14 protein-coding genes are annotated in these 20,113 nt (G+C 51.3%); 9 read left to right on the forward strand and 5 right to left on the reverse strand.

What is annotated here, in order from left to right; translation table 11 throughout:
- The first annotated feature begins 119 nt into the window (after nucleotides 1-119).
- Complete coding sequence (locus tag IB196_RS11275) at nucleotides 120-434, forward strand: helix-turn-helix transcriptional regulator (protein WP_005122664.1); 315 nt, start codon at nucleotides 120-122, stop codon at nucleotides 432-434.
- Nucleotides 427-1,698 carry a type II toxin-antitoxin system HipA family toxin gene (locus IB196_RS11280; RefSeq protein WP_188231622.1) on the forward strand — a complete coding sequence of 424 codons (1,272 nt, stop codon included), beginning with the start codon at nucleotides 427-429 and terminating at the stop codon, nucleotides 1,696-1,698. The genes IB196_RS11275 and IB196_RS11280 overlap by 8 nt, the downstream gene beginning before the upstream one ends.
- A 96-nt stretch (nucleotides 1,699-1,794) precedes the next feature.
- Here IB196_RS11280 and IB196_RS11285 read toward each other — a convergent pair whose 3' ends face one another.
- The 5 genes from IB196_RS11285 to IB196_RS11305 form a co-directional block, all read right to left on the reverse strand.
- Complete coding sequence (locus IB196_RS11285) at nucleotides 1,795-3,162, reverse strand: glycoside hydrolase family 10 protein (RefSeq protein ID WP_149692294.1); 1,368 nt, start codon at nucleotides 3,160-3,162, stop codon at nucleotides 1,795-1,797.
- A gap of 12 nt (nucleotides 3,163-3,174) precedes the next feature.
- The gene (locus tag IB196_RS11290; protein WP_188231621.1) at nucleotides 3,175-3,462 is read right to left on the reverse strand and encodes a VF530 family protein; all 288 of its coding nucleotides are present in this window, start codon (nucleotides 3,460-3,462) and stop codon (nucleotides 3,175-3,177) included.
- Between the two features lie 134 nt (nucleotides 3,463-3,596).
- Nucleotides 3,597-4,925: an HlyD family type I secretion periplasmic adaptor subunit gene (locus tag IB196_RS11295; RefSeq protein WP_188231620.1), complete on the reverse strand. Its 1,329-nt coding sequence runs from the start codon at nucleotides 4,923-4,925 to the stop codon at nucleotides 3,597-3,599.
- On the reverse strand, nucleotides 4,925-6,664 hold the full coding sequence (locus tag IB196_RS11300) for a type I secretion system permease/ATPase (RefSeq protein WP_188231619.1): 1,740 nt from the start codon (nucleotides 6,662-6,664) through the stop codon (nucleotides 4,925-4,927). Before IB196_RS11300 ends, IB196_RS11295 begins: the two co-directional genes overlap by 1 nt.
- Nucleotides 6,665-6,674: 10 nt before the next feature.
- A complete protein-coding gene (locus IB196_RS11305) occupies nucleotides 6,675-12,005 on the reverse strand; it encodes a peroxidase family protein (RefSeq protein WP_188231618.1) in 5,331 nt (1,776 codons plus the stop codon).
- Between the two features lie 1,002 nt (nucleotides 12,006-13,007).
- Here IB196_RS11305 and IB196_RS11310 point away from each other — a divergent pair.
- Genes IB196_RS11310 through IB196_RS11340 form a run of 7 tightly spaced genes read left to right on the forward strand, consistent with a single transcriptional unit; the run spans nucleotide 13,008 to nucleotide 20,035 of the window.
- Nucleotides 13,008-13,562, forward strand: coding sequence for a fimbrial protein (locus IB196_RS11310; RefSeq protein ID WP_040231077.1), 555 nt, complete (start codon nucleotides 13,008-13,010; stop codon nucleotides 13,560-13,562).
- 14 nt (nucleotides 13,563-13,576) lie between these two features.
- Entirely contained in the window at nucleotides 13,577-14,290 is a 714-nt protein-coding gene (locus IB196_RS11315) for a molecular chaperone (protein ID WP_223236807.1), read from the forward strand.
- The gene (locus IB196_RS11320) at nucleotides 14,277-16,754 is read left to right on the forward strand and encodes a fimbria/pilus outer membrane usher protein (protein WP_188231617.1); all 2,478 of its coding nucleotides are present in this window, start codon (nucleotides 14,277-14,279) and stop codon (nucleotides 16,752-16,754) included. The genes IB196_RS11315 and IB196_RS11320 overlap by 14 nt, the downstream gene beginning before the upstream one ends.
- The gene (locus IB196_RS11325) at nucleotides 16,751-18,094 is read left to right on the forward strand and encodes a fimbrial protein (RefSeq protein WP_149692300.1); all 1,344 of its coding nucleotides are present in this window, start codon (nucleotides 16,751-16,753) and stop codon (nucleotides 18,092-18,094) included. Before IB196_RS11320 ends, IB196_RS11325 begins: the two co-directional genes overlap by 4 nt.
- Complete coding sequence (locus IB196_RS11330; RefSeq protein WP_223236797.1) at nucleotides 18,066-18,758, forward strand: molecular chaperone; 693 nt, start codon at nucleotides 18,066-18,068, stop codon at nucleotides 18,756-18,758. The genes IB196_RS11325 and IB196_RS11330 overlap by 29 nt, the downstream gene beginning before the upstream one ends.
- A 55-nt stretch (nucleotides 18,759-18,813) precedes the next feature.
- Nucleotides 18,814-19,578, forward strand: a complete 765-nt coding sequence (locus IB196_RS11335) for a winged helix-turn-helix domain-containing protein (protein WP_149692301.1) — start codon at nucleotides 18,814-18,816, stop codon at nucleotides 19,576-19,578.
- Nucleotides 19,565-20,035, forward strand: a complete 471-nt coding sequence (locus IB196_RS11340; RefSeq protein ID WP_040231088.1) for a hypothetical protein — start codon at nucleotides 19,565-19,567, stop codon at nucleotides 20,033-20,035. The genes IB196_RS11335 and IB196_RS11340 overlap by 14 nt, the downstream gene beginning before the upstream one ends.
- Nucleotides 20,036-20,113 lie beyond the last annotated feature (78 nt).

The raw sequence follows: 20,113 nt of genomic DNA on the forward strand, positions 1-20,113 counted from the left end.
AACCGTGATTTATCGATTTAACTCCTCTTTATTGTGTCTTACAACACTTTGAATCATTCCCCACTTAACTCTATAATATTGGGTGTAAGGTCGTGTTTATCCCAATAAGAGCCAATATTATGGATTTAACGCTCAATACAGCAGCCGATATCGTCAAACTACTTTGCGACAGATTGCGTAAGGAACGGCTCGCGCAGCAAATGACGCAGGCAGATGTTGCCGCGCGTTCAGGTGTCGGTGTAAATACCGTTTCGAATCTGGAAGCAGGTAAAAATGTAGGATTTGAGAATCTGGTCAAAGTCGCGATGGTGTTAGGCTATGGTGACGCGCTGGAGGGCTTATTCAAACCCAGGATCGACAGTCTGGATGATATTTTGCGTTACGAGAAGAGCGCGGTACGTCAGCGGGTGAAAAGGAAAAATCCTGATGCCTGAACAAGTCGATGTCTTTTATGAAGGCTGGGGTGAACAATGGTTGTGGGGAAAACTGGTGTCTTCCACGGCCCTGACCGGACGCCCGTTGATCGCCTTTGAATACAGTGAAGACGCTATACGTAAAGGGCTGGAGCTGTCCCGGCTAACGTTACCGCTGAACGGTCCTCGTTTACGCAGGGATTTCCCGGCTCATCAGTTGGGATTACCTGGACCCGTGTACGATTCGCTACCTGATGGTTGGGGTATGCTGTTGATGGATCGATTATTTAAACGCCGTGGACTCAACGCAGCGCGCATAGGTCCTCTGGAGAGGTTAACCTGGGTCGGTAATAACGCAATGGGCGCTATGACGTTCCGGCCTGTTCAGTCAGATGTTGAGACGCTTTCAAAAGAGGATGTTCCTCTCGAACAACTGGCATCTGAGGTTCAGGAAGTCCTGAGCGGCGAAGGCGGGGAATTCTTGCAAAAACTGCTCCAGATGGGCGGCTCACCGCAAGGGGCCAGGCCAAAAGCGTTACTTTATCGTGACAGTGTCACGTCAAAGTTCACCACTGCGCCCCTCCCGGGGAGCGAAAGCTGGTTGATTAAATTCCCTGCCAGACATGAGCATGCTGAGGTATGTGCCATCGAAGCGGTGTATGCTGAGTGTTTGCGGCAATGTGGGATTACCACGCCCGATACAACGTATTTTAATCTGCCTGACGGGCAGGCGGCATTTGCTACCCGCCGTTTCGACCGTGACCAGTCGGTCCGTATTCCTATGCAGAGCCTGGCGGCATTTACCGGTGCAAATTACCAGATACCCGGTGCTTTAGATTACCGGGATTTTCTGCGCGCCACGCAGATTTGTACCAATGATGTCAGAGAAAAAGCGAAAGCGTTCGAACGCGTGGTTTTCAACGTGGCATTTAACAACCGCGATGACCATCCCAAAAACTTTGCCTATTTAATGTCAGCCGCAGGAAACTGGACTTTGGCTCCGGCTTACGACGTGACCTGGTGCGAAGGGCCCGGCGGGTATCACCAAATGGACGTGCTGGGAGAAGCGCTGGATATCGAAAGAAAGCACCTGCAGCAGCTTGGCGTACAGGAAGCTGAGCTATCAGCTGAGCATGTAAACGCCATAATCGACAAGATCTGCCACCATGCAACAGCGCTAAGCGTTACAGCCAAAGATAAATACGCCGATCAGATAACACAAACTACGCTGAATACGATACAGAAACAGATTAATGATAATGTCCGCAGGTTAATGTCCCGGTGATGCAGAGACAGTCGCTACACGGACTGAAGACGTCTGCCTGAGCGGGGAAAAATTTCCCCGCTACATTTCCTCGTTAAACTGACCAGAGGGCAACCATTAACGTCCCCAACGGTTGCGAATATAAGTTACTGCTTCCTGCGTTTGCGGTTGATTAAGGTAATCTTCGCGAAACAGAATAGTGCCGTTAATGTGCGGTTCAGACTCGTTCAGATCGAGCTGTTTCTTCAACTCCGGTACGCCGCCTTTAACCGTCCAGTCTGGTTCTTTTCGCGACGGCTCGCCAACTTTGTACAGCGCCACCCCAATATACAGGCGGGTGTTGGTTGATTTCACGACATCTGCCCACCATTTTGCCAGCACATCGTACCGCGCCGCATCGCGGGCGAAGGGCCAGTACAGCTGCGGGGCGATGTAGTCCAGCAGACCCAGTTGCACCCAGCGACGGGTATCGGCGTACGATTCATCATACGCTGCCGCGCCGCGCGTGTCGGACCCCGCCGGATCGTGCGAACGGTTGCGCCATACGCCCGCAGGGCTGACGCCAAATTCGACTTCAGGCTTGAGTTTCTTGATGGTTTGTGAAACCTGGACGATCAGGCGTTGCGTGTTATCACGCCGCCAGTCTGCTTTGGAAGCGAATCCCTGGCCGTATCGTCTGAAAGTCTGGCTGTCGTTGAGCGCAGACCCGGGAGACTCGGTATAGAAGTAATCATCAAACTGCACGCCGTCAACCGGGTAATTCTCAACCACTTCAGCCACGATGCTGGTTATCCAGTCGCGCACTTCAGGAATACCGGGGTCTAATACAAAACGCTCGCCCGAAGTGCGGATCCAGTCCCGATGCAGAACATAAACGCTGGAAGGCGTCTGTGACAGCGTGTTGTTTAATTCGGTGATTGTCGAAGGTTTGGTGTTCACGGATACGCGGTAGGGGTTAAACCATGCATGAACTTTCATGCCGCGTTTATGCGCTTCATCAAGCATAAACTGGAGCGGATCGTACCCCGGATGCTGACCAATCGTTCCCGTCAAAGTATCAGACCACGGCAAGATTTTAGACTGCCATAGCGCGGTGGCATCAGGCTTCACCTGGAAAAAAACGGTGTTGATACCAAGACGTTTCAGATTGTCCAGCTTGTCAGTCAGCGCTTTTTGCTGTTGGCTGATGCGAACGGCAGGCGAACTGATGTTGACAGATGAAATCGGCGGCCAGTCCAGACGCGAAACCGTTGCCAACCAGATACCGCGCACTGGCTCTTTGCTCTGCTGTGGTTTGTTTACCGGAGGCTGTGGGGTGACCTTAGATCCCGGCGGCTGTGAAGAACAACTGCCCAGCAGCAACATACTACCTACCAGCAGCGCGAACCATTTCATGTTGGTTAGCGGCAACCTGGCGCGGGAACGGGCGAGTAAATCCGCCAGTTTTTTCTTATAATTTCCTGAAATAAAACCGGATGCAGACATCAGATTTGGCTCTTATTTCTTCTTGTTGCGGCTGTTAGCCCAGGGATCAATGGCCTGTTCAGTGGTGTTATTTGAGGCCAGGTCATCCAGAGAATCAAGGTACAGCGCTTCAACTTCTGCCCGCGCCCACGGAGTACGGCGCAGAAACTTCAGACTGGATTTAACGCTCGGTTCATTTTTAAAACAGTTGATATTAATGCGTTGCGCCAGCTCAGCCCAGCCGTAACGATCAACCAGTGCATTGACCTGCATTTCAAGCGTTACGCCATGCAAAGGGTCTTTAGAAATATGAGCATTCATATGAAGTCCAGTTCAGTGGTTCCAGATTTTGTCAGTAGTGCGACGGCAAGAAGGTTACAAGAAAGCAAAGCTGCCAGCAATGGCAGAAACCGGCATGGCGCGGTAAGCCGAACGCCATACCGGCAATGGAGGGTTCAATACTCTTTAAAGGCCAGTTCCAGACGGGCAATTAACGGTTTAAACAGGTAACTCATCAGGGTTCGTTCACCGGTCTTGATCGTCACGCTGGCAGGCATTCCCGCTTTAATTTTGTAATCGCCCAGCAAGCGCGCGCCCTCCGCTGAGACCTGAACTTCAGCAAGGTAGTATGGCTGTTGAGTGGCCTCATCAGTTAAACGATCCGCCGAGATAGTCAAAACTCGGGCCGGAACCGACGGTAACAGCGCGTGGTTAAGGGCAGGGAACAACACATCTACAGTTAATCCCGGAGCGAGCTTATCAATGGCATGTACCGGTATTTTGGCATCAATCTGCATCGGCTGGCCGGCGGCGACGATATCCATCAGATGTTCGCCGGGCTGAATGACGCCGCCAACGGTGCTGACCTTAACATCCAGCACCACGCCGTTAATCGGCGAGCGGATCTCAGTGTTATCCAGTTCATGACGGGTAGACACCAGTTCATCCTCCAGCATCGCCACCTCTTTTTGGTTTTCCGTCAGTTCAGACTCAACTTCACGCAGATATTGATGACGCACCTGGTACGCTTTAATTTTTAATTCGTTCTGTTGGGATTTCAGTTTGGCAATGTTAAGGATGTCTTCTGAAACGCTGCCGGATATTTCTGCCGCCTCGCGCTCAAGCACCAGTAATTGCGCTTTGGGATAATAGTTTTTTTCACTCAGCGCGCGAATAGCGCCTAATTCCCGGTTAATCAGATTGAACTGGCGATCGCGATAACCTTTTATTTTATTGAGATTATCCGTTTGTCCTACCAGACCATCGAGCGTCTCCTGAATCATTGAAAGTTCGTCCTGAATGGTTTTGCGGCGCGTTTCGAAAAGTTTGGCCTGCAGATTTCTGACTTCGGCCAGTCGCTTATTGCCGGAGAACTGCTGCGTCAGCGTCGTATTAAAGCCGATCGCTTCCAGTCCATCGCGTTCTGCCAACAGGCGGTCTTCAATGCTTTTGGCTGAAATATACTGCGCATTTAACGCGCTGAAACGCATTTCGAGCTGCATTTTATCCAGCCGGACGAGAACCTGGTTTTTCTTCACAACGTCGCCTTCTTTAATAAAGATATCCGTTACCCGACCGCCGCTCAGGTGTTGGATCGTTTTTCGGTTACTCGATACGGTTACCGTACCATCAGCCACCACGCCCGCATCCAGCGGCGCTTGTACTGCCCAGAGAATGAAGCTGCCGACACCCAGCACAATAACGATCACGCCCCGGATAATCGGCGACCAGATATTGGTATCTACGTCAGCAGAGGCCACGTTGTCAGGTTTCTTTTTCATCATCAGGCCTCGCGTTGCTGTTCAGTCGTGGGTGAAGACGGCGTTGCCACCGGTTTCAATATGTTGGCCTGACGCAAATGGGCGAAAACCTGATCGCGGGTACCAAACTCCTGTATCGCGCCATCGTTAAGCAACAAGACCTTATTGACCACGCCAAGCAGCGTGGGCCGGTGCGAGATAATAACGGTGGTTTGTCCCTGCGTACGCAGGATATTGATGGCTTTTACGAGCGCAAACTCGCCTGCATCATCAAGATTGGCATTCGGTTCATCCAGCACGACAAACGCCGGGTTGTTGTATACGGCGCGGGCCAGGCCAATGCGCTGCCGCGGCCCCCCGGAGAGTTGGTATCCTCCCGCGCCAAGCAGGGTGTCGTAACCTTGCGGCAAACGCAGGATCATGTCATGCACGCCCGCCAGCAGCGCGGCAGCGACGATCAACTCACTGTCATTTTTCGTGAAGCGGGCGATGTTTTGCGCGATGGTGCCATCAAACAGTTCAACATCCTGCGGCAGGTAGCCAATTGACGGGCCCAGTAGTGCTTTATCCCACTGGCAAATATCTGCCCCGTCTAATCTGACCTTGCCGGATAACGGCTTCCAGACGCCAACCAGTACTTTTGCCAGCGATGTTTTTCCTGAGGCCGAGGGGCCGATAATCCCCAGCACTTCGCCTTGTTCCAGTTGGAATGAGATATTACGCAGCAGTGGTGAAGACTGGCCCGGCGCCGCCGCGAAAACACCTTCAACGCTGATGTTGCCGTTCGGACGAGGCAGGGTGAGAACCTCTTTCGGTGCCGGATACTCTTTCAACAGGGCTGAGAGTTGATGCCATGCGCCACGAAACTGCACAAACTGCTTCCAACTGCCGATAACCTGTTCCACCGGGTTGAGGACGCGGCCCAGAATAATCGACGCGGCAATCATCAGGCCCGGGGTAATATGGCCGCCGATCACCAGTAGAGCGCCAGCGCCCAGCGCAATGGATTGCAGCAACACCCGCACAAAACGGCTGAGACTGCTTAATCCGGCCGTTTTGTCGGCAATTTGAGTTTGTAGCGCCAGCACGTTGTTATGCTGTTCCTGCCAGGTCGACTTCAGGGTTGAGAGCATTCCCATCGCTTCAATGGCATCGGAGTTTTGCAGCTGTTTATTCAGTTTACTGGCATTGTTAATGGTTAAGGCGTGTGCCTGCTGAATTGGACGTTTGGTTGAGATTTCAGACACCAGCGTCAGAATGAATAATAGCGTTATTCCGCCGAGTGAGAGATATCCCAGCAGAGGGTGAACAAGAAAAGCGATGAATAAATATATCGGCGTCCAGGGAATATCCAGCAAGGCGAACAGACTATTCCCGGAAAGAAACTGACGGAGCTGATCCAATTCGGCTAAAGACTGTGCCGGATTGTTATCGCCGGTGGCGATCTTTCTTTTAAATGCCGCGTTAAAAACCAACTGGCTCAGCTTGATATCCAGCCGGTTGCCAAGCCTGACCATGACCTGCGCACGGGCAAATTCAATTAGGGCAATAACAATGTACAGGCCGACAATCAATAAGGTTAACATTAGCAGCGTGGTGGTATTTTTACTGACCAGCACGCGATCGTAAACCTGTAGCATATAAATTGCCGGCGCCAGCATAAGCAGATTAATCACACAACTAAAAAACAACAGCATCAGAAAAGTGGGTTTCGTTCCTTTTAATGCATCATTCAGTTCTGTTGGCGTATGCTGGCGCGACATAGTCTTCTCCTTATACGATCAATGAACTATTGCCATTGTTGCTGGCAAGGGTAGTGGGCATTTCCAGATAAAAGTCACCAATATTCACGGTGGTCGAATTGACGCCCACCAATGTGATGGTGTCTGTACCGATAGTCACAATGGTGTTGCCATTGTTTCCGGTAATAGACACGCTGCTGGCAAAATTACCCGCGTTGATACCTAACAAGACGAGATCAAGGAAGTCCTGCCCGCCGTTGGGGTTACTGTCAAAACCGGTAATTCGGTCCTGCCCAAAGTTGGCCCCAAAGGCGAAGATGTCGCTCCCGGTACCACCGTCCAGAATGTCGTTACCTTCCTGACCATTGAGAATATCGTCGCCGCTACCGCCGGAAAGGGTATCCGCGCCCGCCCCGCCAATCATGACGTCGTTGCCGTTTCCACCCTGCAGGTTATCAGCGCCATCTCCGCCATCGAGGAAGTCATTGCCGATCCCGCCAAACAGCTGGTCATTCCCGCCCATACCGAACAGATAGTCATTGCCGGAACCGCCCGTAATGGTGTTTGCAATGGCATTACCGGTGCCGATAAAACTGCCGCTGCCGATAAAGACCAGTTCTTCCACGTTGTCCGTAAGGTCGTAGCTGCTGAGACTGGTGCGCACAATGTCTGTACCGCCATTCACACCTTCGATAACCACATCGCCGAAATCATCAACAATGTAGGTGTCGTCACCCGCGCCACCGGTCATGCTGTCGGCGCCAAGCCCGCCATCAAGTGTGTCATTACCCGCGTCGCCTTGCAGGATATCTTGCCCCGCCTGACCAGACAGGCTGTCGTTACCCGCACCGCCGACGAGCAGATCGTCACCGGTACCGCCCAGCAAGGTGTCATTCCCGCCTTCACCGCGCAGAATATCGCTCCATGCTGTACCGACGAGCGTGTTAGCGCCGTTGTTCCCGACAATCAGATCACCCACAGGCTGAGTAGTGGTCGACGTCAGAACAACAGGGGGATTGCCTTCATCGTCGACGACGGTAACCACCACCTGCAGCGTCCGACCGACCATAGCCTGGCCCGGTGTATAGGTAGCAGATGTCGCGCCGTTAATGTTGACGAACCCGGTCGGGGTACTCATTCTCCATTGATACGTGAAATTACCGCCGCTCAGACCGTCGGCATCAGCAATTCCCGAAACCACCGCGGTCAGCGTCAGGCTTTCGGTCGGAGTAAGGTCATTAATCACCGGCGCACCGGTGGTAGCCTGATTTCGCGGTAGGATTGACTGAGTTTGTGCCGACACCAGCGTTTCAGCATCGCCCATGCGGTCGTTAAAACTGGCAACTACGCGCAGCGGCGCGCCCTGAATAGCGCCAGGCACTCTGAACTCCACGCCGGTCGCCTGATCCCGCCATTGACCATTGACGAATGCCTGCCAGGTCATGGTGATGGCGACATCCGCTGCCAGCCCATTACCATCCAGCAAATTTGCTACGTTGACGCGCAGCAGGTCGCCCACCGAAGGGTTAGGATTGCTGATAGTAAGATCGCCCGTCGCTTGCTGCGCCGTCACCCACAGTTGCTGACCATCGCCAAACTCCAGTTTTTCGATGTTCAGCAGGCGATCAATGCCGTCATTAAGGTTCAGCGCGGCATCAGGCGTGGCGTGATCGACGCGCAGGCTACCGTCTACCATACGGGTAAAGGCATAGTTGCTACTGATATCGCGGTAGACTGCCACATCAGTTTCAGTGCCATCACCGTCATAAAGGATTTCTCGCACAATCGACAACTGATTGGGTTTCAGCGTGCCAGCCAGCATGTACGACTTCAGTTCGGCCATGCCTTCGGCGCTGGTGAGTCCCGCCATGCCGGTAACGGCGATACGAACGTTGAGCCAGGCATCACCATCAATGATGTCGTTCCCCGCTTTACCCATAATGCGGTCGCTACCGCCGCCGCCGAGTAAAATATCGCTACCATCATCAGGGTTCAGCAGTACCGCGTTCGGATTCGCCGAGCGTTCTACGCCGAGAATGGCTTGCAGGCCGTCAATTCTGTCAGCCCCCTCCTGGGTGAGATTGTTGGAGAGGGGAACACCCTGAACCGGTGCCGTACCGAGCGGCTGTTCCGTACCGGTTAAGATATCGTTGTGTTTCCATCCGGACAGTCCTTCAACCAGGTCGAAACGGTCACGCAGAATAAATTCCTGCTGGTTGACGAAAATCGGGATCCCGAGGTCAGAGTTTGCTGCGTTCGGGTCGCCTTTATGGATAGCCCAGTCGAAACCGGCCATGCCGTTATTGCGCTGAATACCCGCGCCCTGAACCATAATGTCATCACCGGCTTCTCCATCGTAGTCAGTGTCGTTGCCCTGACCATTCAGAACGTCGTGACCAATAATGGTACTGTTGAAAAACAGCTCTGAGTTGTCTCCGGCGAGGGTGTCAAATCCGTCGCCACCTTCCAGCCAGTCGTCTCCTTCGTTGCCCATCAGGAAATCAGCGCCCGATCCCCCAAGCGCAAAGTCGTTATCCTGCCCCGAGAAGACCTCCTGAGCATCTTCGCCGACCACCACGAAGTCGCTGCCGCTGCCGCCAAAGACCAGATCGTTCCCGTTACCGGAGAAGATGACATCGTGTCCGGCATCGCCGTGCAGGAAGTCGGCATCGCCCACGGGCGTACCGGTGTCAGTAATGATGTCGTCACCGTCGCCGCCGTGAACCACATCCGCTTCATCACCACCGTCCAGACGATCATCACCGCCGTCGCCCCACAGGCTGTCGATGCCTTTCCCCCCGATTAACGTATCGTTGCCTGCCGTACCGCCAAGAACCACATGCCCATCGCCGGTATATTTCAGATACCCACCGTCGGCAAAGCCATCGCCATCCACATCAGCCCCCGGATCGCGACGCACCAGCAGCGGCGAGAGCAGATCCTTCAGCGGATTCCCCCATTTCGGATCGATTTCCGTTTGCAACACACGGTTCACTTCAAAAATATGGTCCGGCGTCTGGAACAGATTGGCGGGCAGGTGAGAGGAATCCGCGTCGCCGAGATCGCTGTTACGCATTACCAGCGCGGAAAACGAGTTAGCTTCCAGTTCATTGAGCATGTTCAGACCCTGAACGCGACTCAGATAGTAGAAACGGTCACCGTCCTGCAACATTTCCATTTGCGTTTCAAAAACAAAGTTGAAGGTTGACCCCAGCATGCCGCCAAATTCATTTTTGCGCTCGGCCAGCCCGCCAATCCAGAAATCGACCATATTCAGTCCGGTTTCTTTGGTTGCCCACGCACCGGTGCTGTTGAAGAAATCCATGGCATCCGCAGGTGGGGCGTTGTTGGCGTCGCCAAACAGCAGGAAGTTCACCGCCGCGCGCTTACCTTCAAGGCTGGTGGCATTGAGGATCAGCTCATGCTGACCGTAAGCGGCCATAAAATTAATGATCGAGGCCGGGTTTTTCAGGTAGGTGGTAAAGTCAGCCCAACTGGTATAGGGCCGTAGTTGGCTATCACCGCTCAAGGCAAAGAACTGCTCGCGAGCCTGGTTTAGCGTTGGCATTGCTGTATCGCGACCACGGGCAATGTTAAGCGCGCCTAAATCCAGCGGCAGGCCGATCAGGTTATTACGCAGGGCATCGGTAATAAATTCATCAATTTCGTTGCCCACCTGACGCGTCATACCACGCACAATCGCGCCGATGGCCTGATCGTCAGTAACGGTAGCGCCGTTGATGTCATTGAATGCCACGGGATTCAGGAACGCGGCAATCAGGCCGAGATCGCCGCTTTGCATATCAATGTCGGTACGCGCCACGGTTTCTGTCAGCATTGAATGCCCGAAACGGTAAACCACATGCGCAAACTCGGCAAAGATCTGAGGGTTAATATCCGCTGTGTTGGAGAAGACAAACGGATCGACGGCGGGTTGTACTGTACGGGCAAATTCCTCAAACACGAGGTGCTGATACTGCATTTCCGTGGAGAAGCGACCGGCCTGGAATAAGTATTCGCCGTTCCAGACCAGAGTAGAGGTATCGGCAGGTAATTCTGTGATTTGGTGATTCGGCATCAACCACTGGTTAATCAGATCGATATCACCGGTTTCCAGCAGCGTGGTTTTATACTGTTCAACCAGGCGGTTATGTTCGCTGTGAAAAACGGCATGCACCGCGGTTAAGCCAATATTCTCATTCCCACGCCCGTCGCCGGTAATAAAGTGACGGTCGAGCAGTTCGTTATCATAAGTTCCTGCAGGTTGTGGTCCTTCGCCGCCGATAGCACTGTCATCATCTGCCAGCAGGCCCGCTTTGGGTGCGGCAGTATGTGCAATATCATCCAGAAACGCATGACCGGTGCGGAACGTCCCCTCAGGTAACAAACCGCCATTAGCCTCTACCAGCCCGGCAGTCGTAACAATCTGCACCTTGCCATTTTCACTTAAAATCAAATTACCGTAACGGTCCGTCGCCAGCAGAGGAACATTAAAAACATCCTGATCGGTAAGCTTAATGCCAAGCAGGGTTTCAGCCTGGTTTTTAACGTCAGCCCAGGTCGCCAGTCCTCCGTTAGCGCCGCCTAACAGATTCCCCGTTGGCTCAGGTTTCCCATCAATGATGACGTATTCGCGGATGAAAATCTGATGTGAAGGATGGGAGGTGTAGGTTTGGTTTTGGTCGATGAAGGGGGTTGTAAGGTTTACCGTCTCTCGATTCTCATCAACTGTCGCCCGGGTTAATAACATAAAGTTTGTATCCGACCCCTCCACATATAAAGGGTCATCGGGCTGGAGCGGAATGAAAACAATACCGTTGCCTCCTTTCGGTATCAAATCCAGACCGTGGTCGAAAAACTGGCCAAAGAAGGTCATCCAGCCATTAAACGCAGGGGAGAGACCGATATCGGGAGACTGATTGGGAATGGATAAGCTGCCATCCCCAGTAACAGTCCCGCCGCCGGGCGCATCTTTTAATGCGTTAAAAACCTCAAGTGCGGCCGGGTTTGAGGTCGTCTGGTCTGAAATTAAATTACTAATAATTCGTGGGTCGGCATCAATAACCATGCCGCCAATCTGTATATAACTGGTCATTTGATCCGCATCTTGCCAGTTTAAAGCTGTTAACCTTGGCATGGTCTGATCGGCTGAACCGTATAACTCCTGGCCCGGTAGAAGGTTATTCCATGAACCATCTACCGTGCGAAGTCCATAGGGCAAGAGTGGACTGGAGACTAATTCCCGAAGCATTTCAGCATTAACGCTCCCGTCTGGGTTAGTTGCCGCTTCGGATATTTTGATCTGCTTAAGAATAAAAGCAAGATCGTGCAGGGTGACAGTAAAGTCATATTGTGAGGCCATAAGTTATTACCCCTATCTTTACTTGTATTAGCTATCATCATTCGTTCTCATGTTTATAAAAAACATGTGAGAATGAGTCGTATTTAGTGCTTGGTTGTTATTGCTTGTACAACTCCATTTAATAAAACACTCAGATTATCAATGACGTATTTAGCGTCATCTTCGCGGATATTCACATCGCGAAATAATGTATTCGCAGGTTTAAAAATTTGCTATTGGTGTGCAAAAGACACACTTGCTCTCTTGAATTATCAGGCATATTCAAGGTCTGCTGCGTCGCAAGTTTGAGCGTAGTAAGGGTTAGATGTGTTGTTTTTTTCTCACATTACATTTCTGTGATGATCATAACTATGGTTTTTCCTTTGCCGACTTCACTCATACTTTTCTATGAATAAGATTGTATTTTCATTTCTTTACATTAGGGGGGGGCAATTTATTTTTACACCGAAGACAACGCTGAGTAGACTGCATTGAAGCTTCAATTTATGAGGAAAATATAACGTTATCTCGGTTAAATATTCCTCTCATCTTAAAATTATGTGCTACTTTGCCAGGTTGAATTAACCCCGGCAAGTTTATGTTAACACCAGGACGAACACGGGTAATAACGAAGGTTAACTTTAAGACTAAACGGTCACAAGGTTGGCTATGGCTGCATTAACCTGTGATGAACATGGTCTTTATCGTGTTTAATTCAGGTTAAGAAAATTTTTCTTAGGGAAATTACCGCTAGCTATAAAAATTAATATAAACAATGAGTTATATCGAAAACATCGAGATTTAGATCTTATTTAAGACCGACCTAATATGATTTGAGAAAACAAAGGTTTTAATCTCTGGGATTATTCTTAAACTAGCAGTCATCGTAGGGTTAATCCTACGGAGTCATAAGACATTACTGGCGTCGCTGTATCCCTCAATAAATACTCCGCTCTCAGCGGAGAGGGGCTATTGCATTATTTATTACGATACCGATGTATTTATTAATTAAGGACAGACAATATGAAAATCAATAATCCTCATACCAGTTACATATTTGCGGTTGGTGGCCTTGCGTTATTATTTGCGCAAATAGCGTATGCTGATTCAGCAAATACCATCACCTTTAAAGGCGAAGTGACCGAACAAACTTGCGAAGTCACGGTTAACGGTGTAAATGCACGGCCGGTCGTATTACTGCCGTCTGTTGCGAAAAGCGATCTCGCGGCTGCATCATCTTCAGCAGGCCTGACAACATTCACCCTCGGCGTTACTGGTTGTACTGTTGATGCTAATGCGTTGGATATTAAAACTGTGTTTGTTGCAAATAATATGACCGAGCGCGGAAACCTGGCTAATACGGGTACAGCGCAAAATGTTGAATTACAACTGCTGACCGATAGCGCGGGCACTACGCCTATTGATTTGCGTACTGGAACTCCGGTTGCAGGAATCACCGTTGCAGCCGGAAATACGTCCGGTGAGCACGACTTTGCCGTGCAGTATTTTAGCCCGAACGGTGGGGCAACCGCCGGGACAGTTGTCGGCACTGTGCAATACGCCATTTCCTATTTGTAAGCGAGATCTGCGTGATGAAAGGATTGGCTATTGGTTTAGCTGGAATGATGATGTGCTTCTGCGTGCAGGCAAGCATAGTGATGACCGGCAACCGGATAATCTATCCGGCAGACAGCCGGGAAATCAGTGTGCAATTAACTAATCGCGGCGACGTCCCTGGTGTCGTTCAGGTTTGGCTTGATGATGGCGATGCACAATCAGTACCACAAACTGCGGCCGCTCCTTTTGTCACTACGCCACCGGTCTTTCGGATGGCTGCCCACGCGGGGCAAACTGTTCGGCTGCGTTACATCGGTAAACCCGTCGTACAGGACAGGGAATCGCTATGGTGGTTTAACTTCATTCAGATCCCGCCCATAAATAAGGATGCGCAAACCGATAACCAGCTACTGGTGCTGGTGCGTAGCCGCGTAAAAGTATTGGTCAGACCCGAGGGGCTGGTGGGTTCGCCGCTGGAGATGGCGAATACCAGCCGGGTCTGGCTGCAGAATGGCAGGCTGCATTTACGTAATAACAGTGGTTTCTATCTCGCGCTTTCGTCACTTGACGTCAGCGGTGCGGGAAAAAAACAGCGCATTCAGAGCGAAACAATCGCACCGTGGGCGACGATGTCGTGGCCTGCAAAAATTTCGCAATTGAACGACGCGCAAATGCGCTGGATTAACGATCAGGGAGCCTCATTAAGCGGGCGCGTGGCGTTGGAGAAGCAGGACAATGTCCGAAACTAATCCACGCTGGTGGTGGCTTTTTTTGCCCGCTGCGATGCCTGTTTTTGCCAGCGATTACACCTTTGACGAAACATTGTTGCTTGGGAGTGGTTACGAAAAAAGCCTGGCAATGCTCAACGATCCGGATGCGGTGGTCGCGGGACGTTATAGCGTGGATATCTGGCTCAATGGACGGTATGTAGGGCGGGATGATGTGTTGTTTCGCCAGAATACAGCTGGACGTACCGAACCCTGTCTTCCGGCGAAATTCTGGGATGAACAGGGCGTAACAGCAGCGTCGGAACAAGGGCAGGATTGCTTCGCCCCTGAAGCTCGGATCAGCGGTGGACGCTGGGATTTTGACCAGAGCTTATTGCGTCTGAATCTCAGCGTTCCTCAGGCGGCATTAAAACGTACCCCCATGGATTATGTACCGCCGTCGCAGTGGCAAAGCGGCGAGAGCGTGTTGTTCAGTAACTACAATCTGCACGCCTATCACAATAAAAATAACGGTCAGCAAAGTGATTATGGTTGGCTGGGACTGAGCAGCGGCTTCAACATGGGGAGTTGGCAATTTCGCCAACAGTCGTCTGCCAACTGGCGGCGCGATGGCAATCGAGAAAGCCAACGCTGGGATGCGCTGCAAACCTGGCTTCAACATCCTGTCGCATCTCTGGAAAGTTTACTGACGGTAGGCGAAAGCTACACCTCGGGAAATCTGCTTGGCAGTATGGCGTTTACAGGTGTCAAACTGGAAACCGATCAACGAATGTGGCCACAGTCGCGACGCGGCTATGCCCCAGAAATTCGTGGTACGGCATCTACACCTTCACGCGTTGTGGTCAAGCAGAATGGTCGAACGCTTTACGAAACCAGCGTACCACAAGGCCCTTTTGTACTTGATGATTTGCCGAATACAGCCTGGGACGGTGATTTACAAGTTGAAATCACCGGCGCCGATAACAAAAAGAGTAGCTATACCGTGCCATACGCCAGCGTACCTTTATCACTGCGTCCCGGCATCTGGCGCTACGGTTTGGTGGCAGGTAAGACCCGGGATTACAGCGCCGCCGATGGTCTGTTTACCGATTTCACGCTGGAGCGCGGGATGACGAATCTCCTGACTGCAAATGGCGCTTTGCGGATCGGCGACGACTATCAGGCACTGCTGATGGGAGGCGTTCTGGCAACGTCGATGGGCGCTTTGGGTGTCGATGTTACCGGTTCGCGGGCCCGGATTGCTTCTCAAACCATGAGTGGCTGGCGGCTGCAAACCAACTGGAGCAAAACGTTCACTCCGACAGGAACTCACGTCGCGCTGGCGGGTTATCGCTATTCCACAGAAGGATATCGTGACTACGGTGACGTTCTGGGTGAGCGAAGCGTCAGCGGGAGCAACGCGCAGTGGCGCTCGGATACGCTGCGTCAAAAAAACCAGTTTACCGTTACGGTGAACCAAACATTGAGCAGCTACGGAAACCTATGGCTGTCGGGATCAATGATGGATTACTACAGTGACCGTGGCAGCAGCACTCAGTTGCAGGCTGGGTATAACACCACCTTTGGACGAATGACGTTAGGTATGTCATTCAGCCGACAGGACACCTGGTGGCGTAACGGTGACCGTTCACAGGTGCAAAAAGAAAACATGGCAACGCTTACCGTCTCAATGCCTTTGGGTATAGGCGAACGTGAGCATACGCTGGCGCTGTCGGCGAGTCAGGCTCAACAGGCTGGGCGCAATGCGCAGTTGGCATTGTCTGGTGTGCTTGATCAGGATGAAACCCTTAATTACGCGCTGTCCACTGGCTGGCAACAGGGGCAAGGTGAGTCAAACAGCGTGACCGACTGGGGTGGTTCACTGCAAAAAAATACGGCTTTCGGCACGCTAAACGGCAGCGTCTCACAGTCACAAAACTATCAGCAATGGTCTGCAGGGGTACGCGGGGCGCTCGTTGTACATCGCCATGGCATTGTGGCCGGCCCGTGGGTTGGCGACACATTTGCCCTGGTGGAAGCGCCAGGCGCTGTGGGAGCCAGAGTAGGGGGCGGACAGGGTGCAACTGTGAACAGTGGGGGTTATGCGCTGGTTCCCTCATTGACACCTTATCGTTATAACAATGTGACTCTCGACGGTAGCGGAATGAACACCAACGCAGAGCTTCAGGAGAGTCAACGGCGCATTGCACCAATGGCAGGGGCCGCAGTAAAACTGCGTTTTGCAACGCTCTCTGGCTATCCGTTACTCATCACTGTGAAGAGTGACGTGACGTTACCGATGGGAGCGGCAGTGACCGACGGTCGAGGTCGTGTAGTCGGGATGGTTGCCCAGGCGAACCAGGTATATGCCCGCGTTGAAGACGAAGAGGGACTATTGATGCTGGAAAGCAGTGATTGTTCGTTGCCGTGGAAACTTAACCAACAACAACGTACAGAACCGTTAATTGCATTAACGGTCACTTGCGTAACAAAAGGGCGCTCATGAGACTATTTTTTCTGGTGCTGGCGCTGTTTTCTTGTCAGATACAGGCCGCCTGTGAATACATTATTTATCCATATAAATCAGGAAGTAATGGCGCACAAGGCACGCACAGGCTTAGTGCAAGTACGGACGGCATTGCCAATGACTGGCGCTCCGGCGGCGGCAACGATGCCTGGAACGGGTTATTGCCGGGATTGAGTAAGTCTGTCGATATCACCAGTAATAGCAGTTTTCAGCCGGCAGGGACGATCCTGACCTCCAGCGGCGGGATCCCTTTTACCACTTATGCCCATAAAGGCGGCGGTTACGATCCTGAGCAGGTATTTTTCCGTTGTACACCGGACACCGCCGGGCAACTCTATGAAGCCTGGTCAACTAACGGTGATGACACCGTGGCTGGCTGGTATGAAGCAACGGATGTACCTGGCGCGTATCTGACCATAATGAAAAACGTCGCATTACGCTTGACGCACGATGCAACAGGCAGCGTCTTTACCGACAGCTGGCAGCAACGCCCACTGGAAAACCTGGATCTCGACACCAATGGCAACTTCCTGATTAAGGCCAAGAACTTCTCGACGATAAGCGCCGAATTGATCAAAACGCTGGATACACGCTATTACGCCAACCAGGCGCAGTCTGCTACTTACAATAGCTATGTGAATCCCAATGCTTACGTGGTTTTTCGTGCGCCAGGTACAACTTCGTGGGGTATCAAGATAGGTCAGCCGCACCGTGGAGGAAATTGGGCTGGCTGGGCGAATGACTGGCCGTCAGTGATCAGCCTTTACAATAACGGGATCTTCGTCAAACGTGCGGCAATGTGTCAGGTCACCGATTTTACGCCGGTAGTGCATTTGCCACCAATTTCCGTGGCTCAGCTCAGGCAGGGGGAATATTCCTCAGCTCCCTTCCAGATAGGATTTGCCTGCGAATCAACGGTGGTTTCGGGTGTGGCGACCGGGAAGAGCAATGTCGCAATGGGGCTTCTTGCGCCGGAAAGCAGCGTTAACAGCGCCTGGGGTTTTAATTTGATTACCGGTAAAACCGTAACCTGGCTATTGGATACGCAATACGGTACCCCCGGTCGAGCTCGCGGCGTTGGCGTGCGTGTTTACCGGGCGGGTAGTCCAGTGAATTTTATGGCGGTATCTACTGTCGGTAGCGGCAGCGAAGGCGGCTGGATGCCGGTCATTGGCAGTAATACGCTGCAAAATGGCAGCCAGGATGGCGTCAATTACTACAGCGAAAGCTTCGAAGCTCGTCTGGCAAGTTTTGGCGCGGATACGCTAACGGCGGGGAGCTACCAGTCACATGTACAAGTTTTATTACGTATTCAGTAGCCTCTGGATGCTGGCATTTGGCGTGCAGGCAGCGGTTAACATCAGTACGACTCGGGTCATCTTCAACCACGGAGAGACTCAACGCACGGTAATGCTGGTCAACGACGGAAATTATCCGGTGGTGGTTCAAAGCTGGGTAGATGACGGCACACCAGAGAAAGGGCCATCCCAGGCCAGCTCGCCTTTTATCGTGCTTCCCCCGGTGCTAAAAATTCTCCCCGGTGAACAACGCGAGATAAAGATCATGACAACCGGTACGGAGCTTGCCAACGATCGCGAGTCGCTATTCTGGCTCAACGTGTACCAGGTTCCAGCGGAAGCGAAAAATAGCTCAACTGGTGAAAAAGTGCGCTTAACGTTAAGAAATCAGCTAAAAGTCCTATGGAGACCGAAAAATACAGGCGTGTTGACTGAAAAAAGCATCAATCTTCTAAGTTTTCACCATGAAAGCGGGGGGATTTACGCTGTTAATCAGAGTTCCTGGAACATATCTCTGGCTAATGTAGTTTCAGGAGACTATTCCATAACTGGAATAGTGGTTTCACCGCGTTCCCGGCAGGTAATTTTTAAGTCTGCACCTCCTGAAATGCTGAATAATAAGATAAACTTTACTGTGATTAACGATGAAGGAAATCGTTGGGGGTTTTCAACTGTCGTAAATTAACGCTGGCAGTGCTCGCTCCAGCTAAATTGACAAAAATCCATATTCAGGGAACATAATGGCACACGTGTTTTTGCTTAACAGTACCGTTGTATTCTGGCCAGAGCGGAACGTACTCTACGCGAAATCAGATGAGACCAAACGTATAACATTAAGCAATCCGGCAACCCGTTGTTTACTATTATTAATTCAACAACAGGGGCAGGTTATTGAACGTAATTATTTCTTTGAGCATGTCTGGTATATTAACGGTGCGCAGGTCACCAATAATACGTTCTATCAGAATATCTCCTTGCTGCGTCGCGCATTTAAAGAACTTAGCCTGAATGAAGAACTTATCGTAACCGTACCGAAAGTCGGGATCCGCCTTGAGCCACAACTGGAAGTGCTGGAACAGAAGATAGAAGACCCGCTCAGCGATCAACCCGTAACAGCATCGTTATCGTCGGTAAAAACAGCGAAAAAATCACTGCGTATGCGCACTCTTTGCTGGCTTCTGGCGGGGTTCGTCTGTTGCTTTATAGCCGCAGTAGTTACCTGGGAGGCACAGTTTGATCCCCGACTCAGCCGTTATGTGCCTTTAAGCGTAGGGGAGGGATGTCACTGGTACGCCAACCAGGATGTGCTTAAATTTGATCAGCACCAACAGTTTATCAAAGCCGGCATGCTGGATTGTCAGAGCTATCCCTGGATTTATCTCTCGTTGTATCCTAATTTTCCGCGGATCTCCGCATTAACTTGTCGAAAGCAATTTAGCCGTTGGCAGGATAATGACTGTGTTACTCATTATTATTTCATGGAGTCCAGACATGTGGGGACGTAATATAAAATGGTGTATTGGCATCATTTTAGCAGTAGCGTTGACAATTGCAGCCACGATGGCAATACAAAACTGGCAACGGTCGCATTTCGATTGTTCCGGAGTATTAATAATGGAGTATCCAGATATTCGTGGTGATATTTCAGTTAGATACGTTTTTAATGGCAACCATGGAGTGGCTATTTTACGTGGAAAAATAACTGATAAAAACGGTGAAAATCAGGCGGTAAATCAAAATGTCTGGTTTACCTTTACCCGCAAAGATAATGATTACTTTATGGAGTCTGGAAATGTCGCCTCAAGTTCCGGCGGAACTAACATTCACCCATTGTTAGCAAGAACGCTGCCAGATTTTTACCTTAAACCGAAAGAGCCGTTTTATTTCAGCATAATGCGACTCAATAACAGTACATGGCAGTTCTACACCAGCCGGTCACCGTCGGTGTTTTGTCAAGGTTAGGCCGCCGAGATTGCACTCGGTATTGGAAGGGTTAGGGGACGATCTGCTTCACGATACAGTACTGCGGTAATACGGGAT

Source organism: Citrobacter sp. C6_1 (assembly GCF_014596835.2).
Classification (GTDB): Bacteria; Pseudomonadota; Gammaproteobacteria; order Enterobacterales; family Enterobacteriaceae; genus Citrobacter; species Citrobacter pasteurii.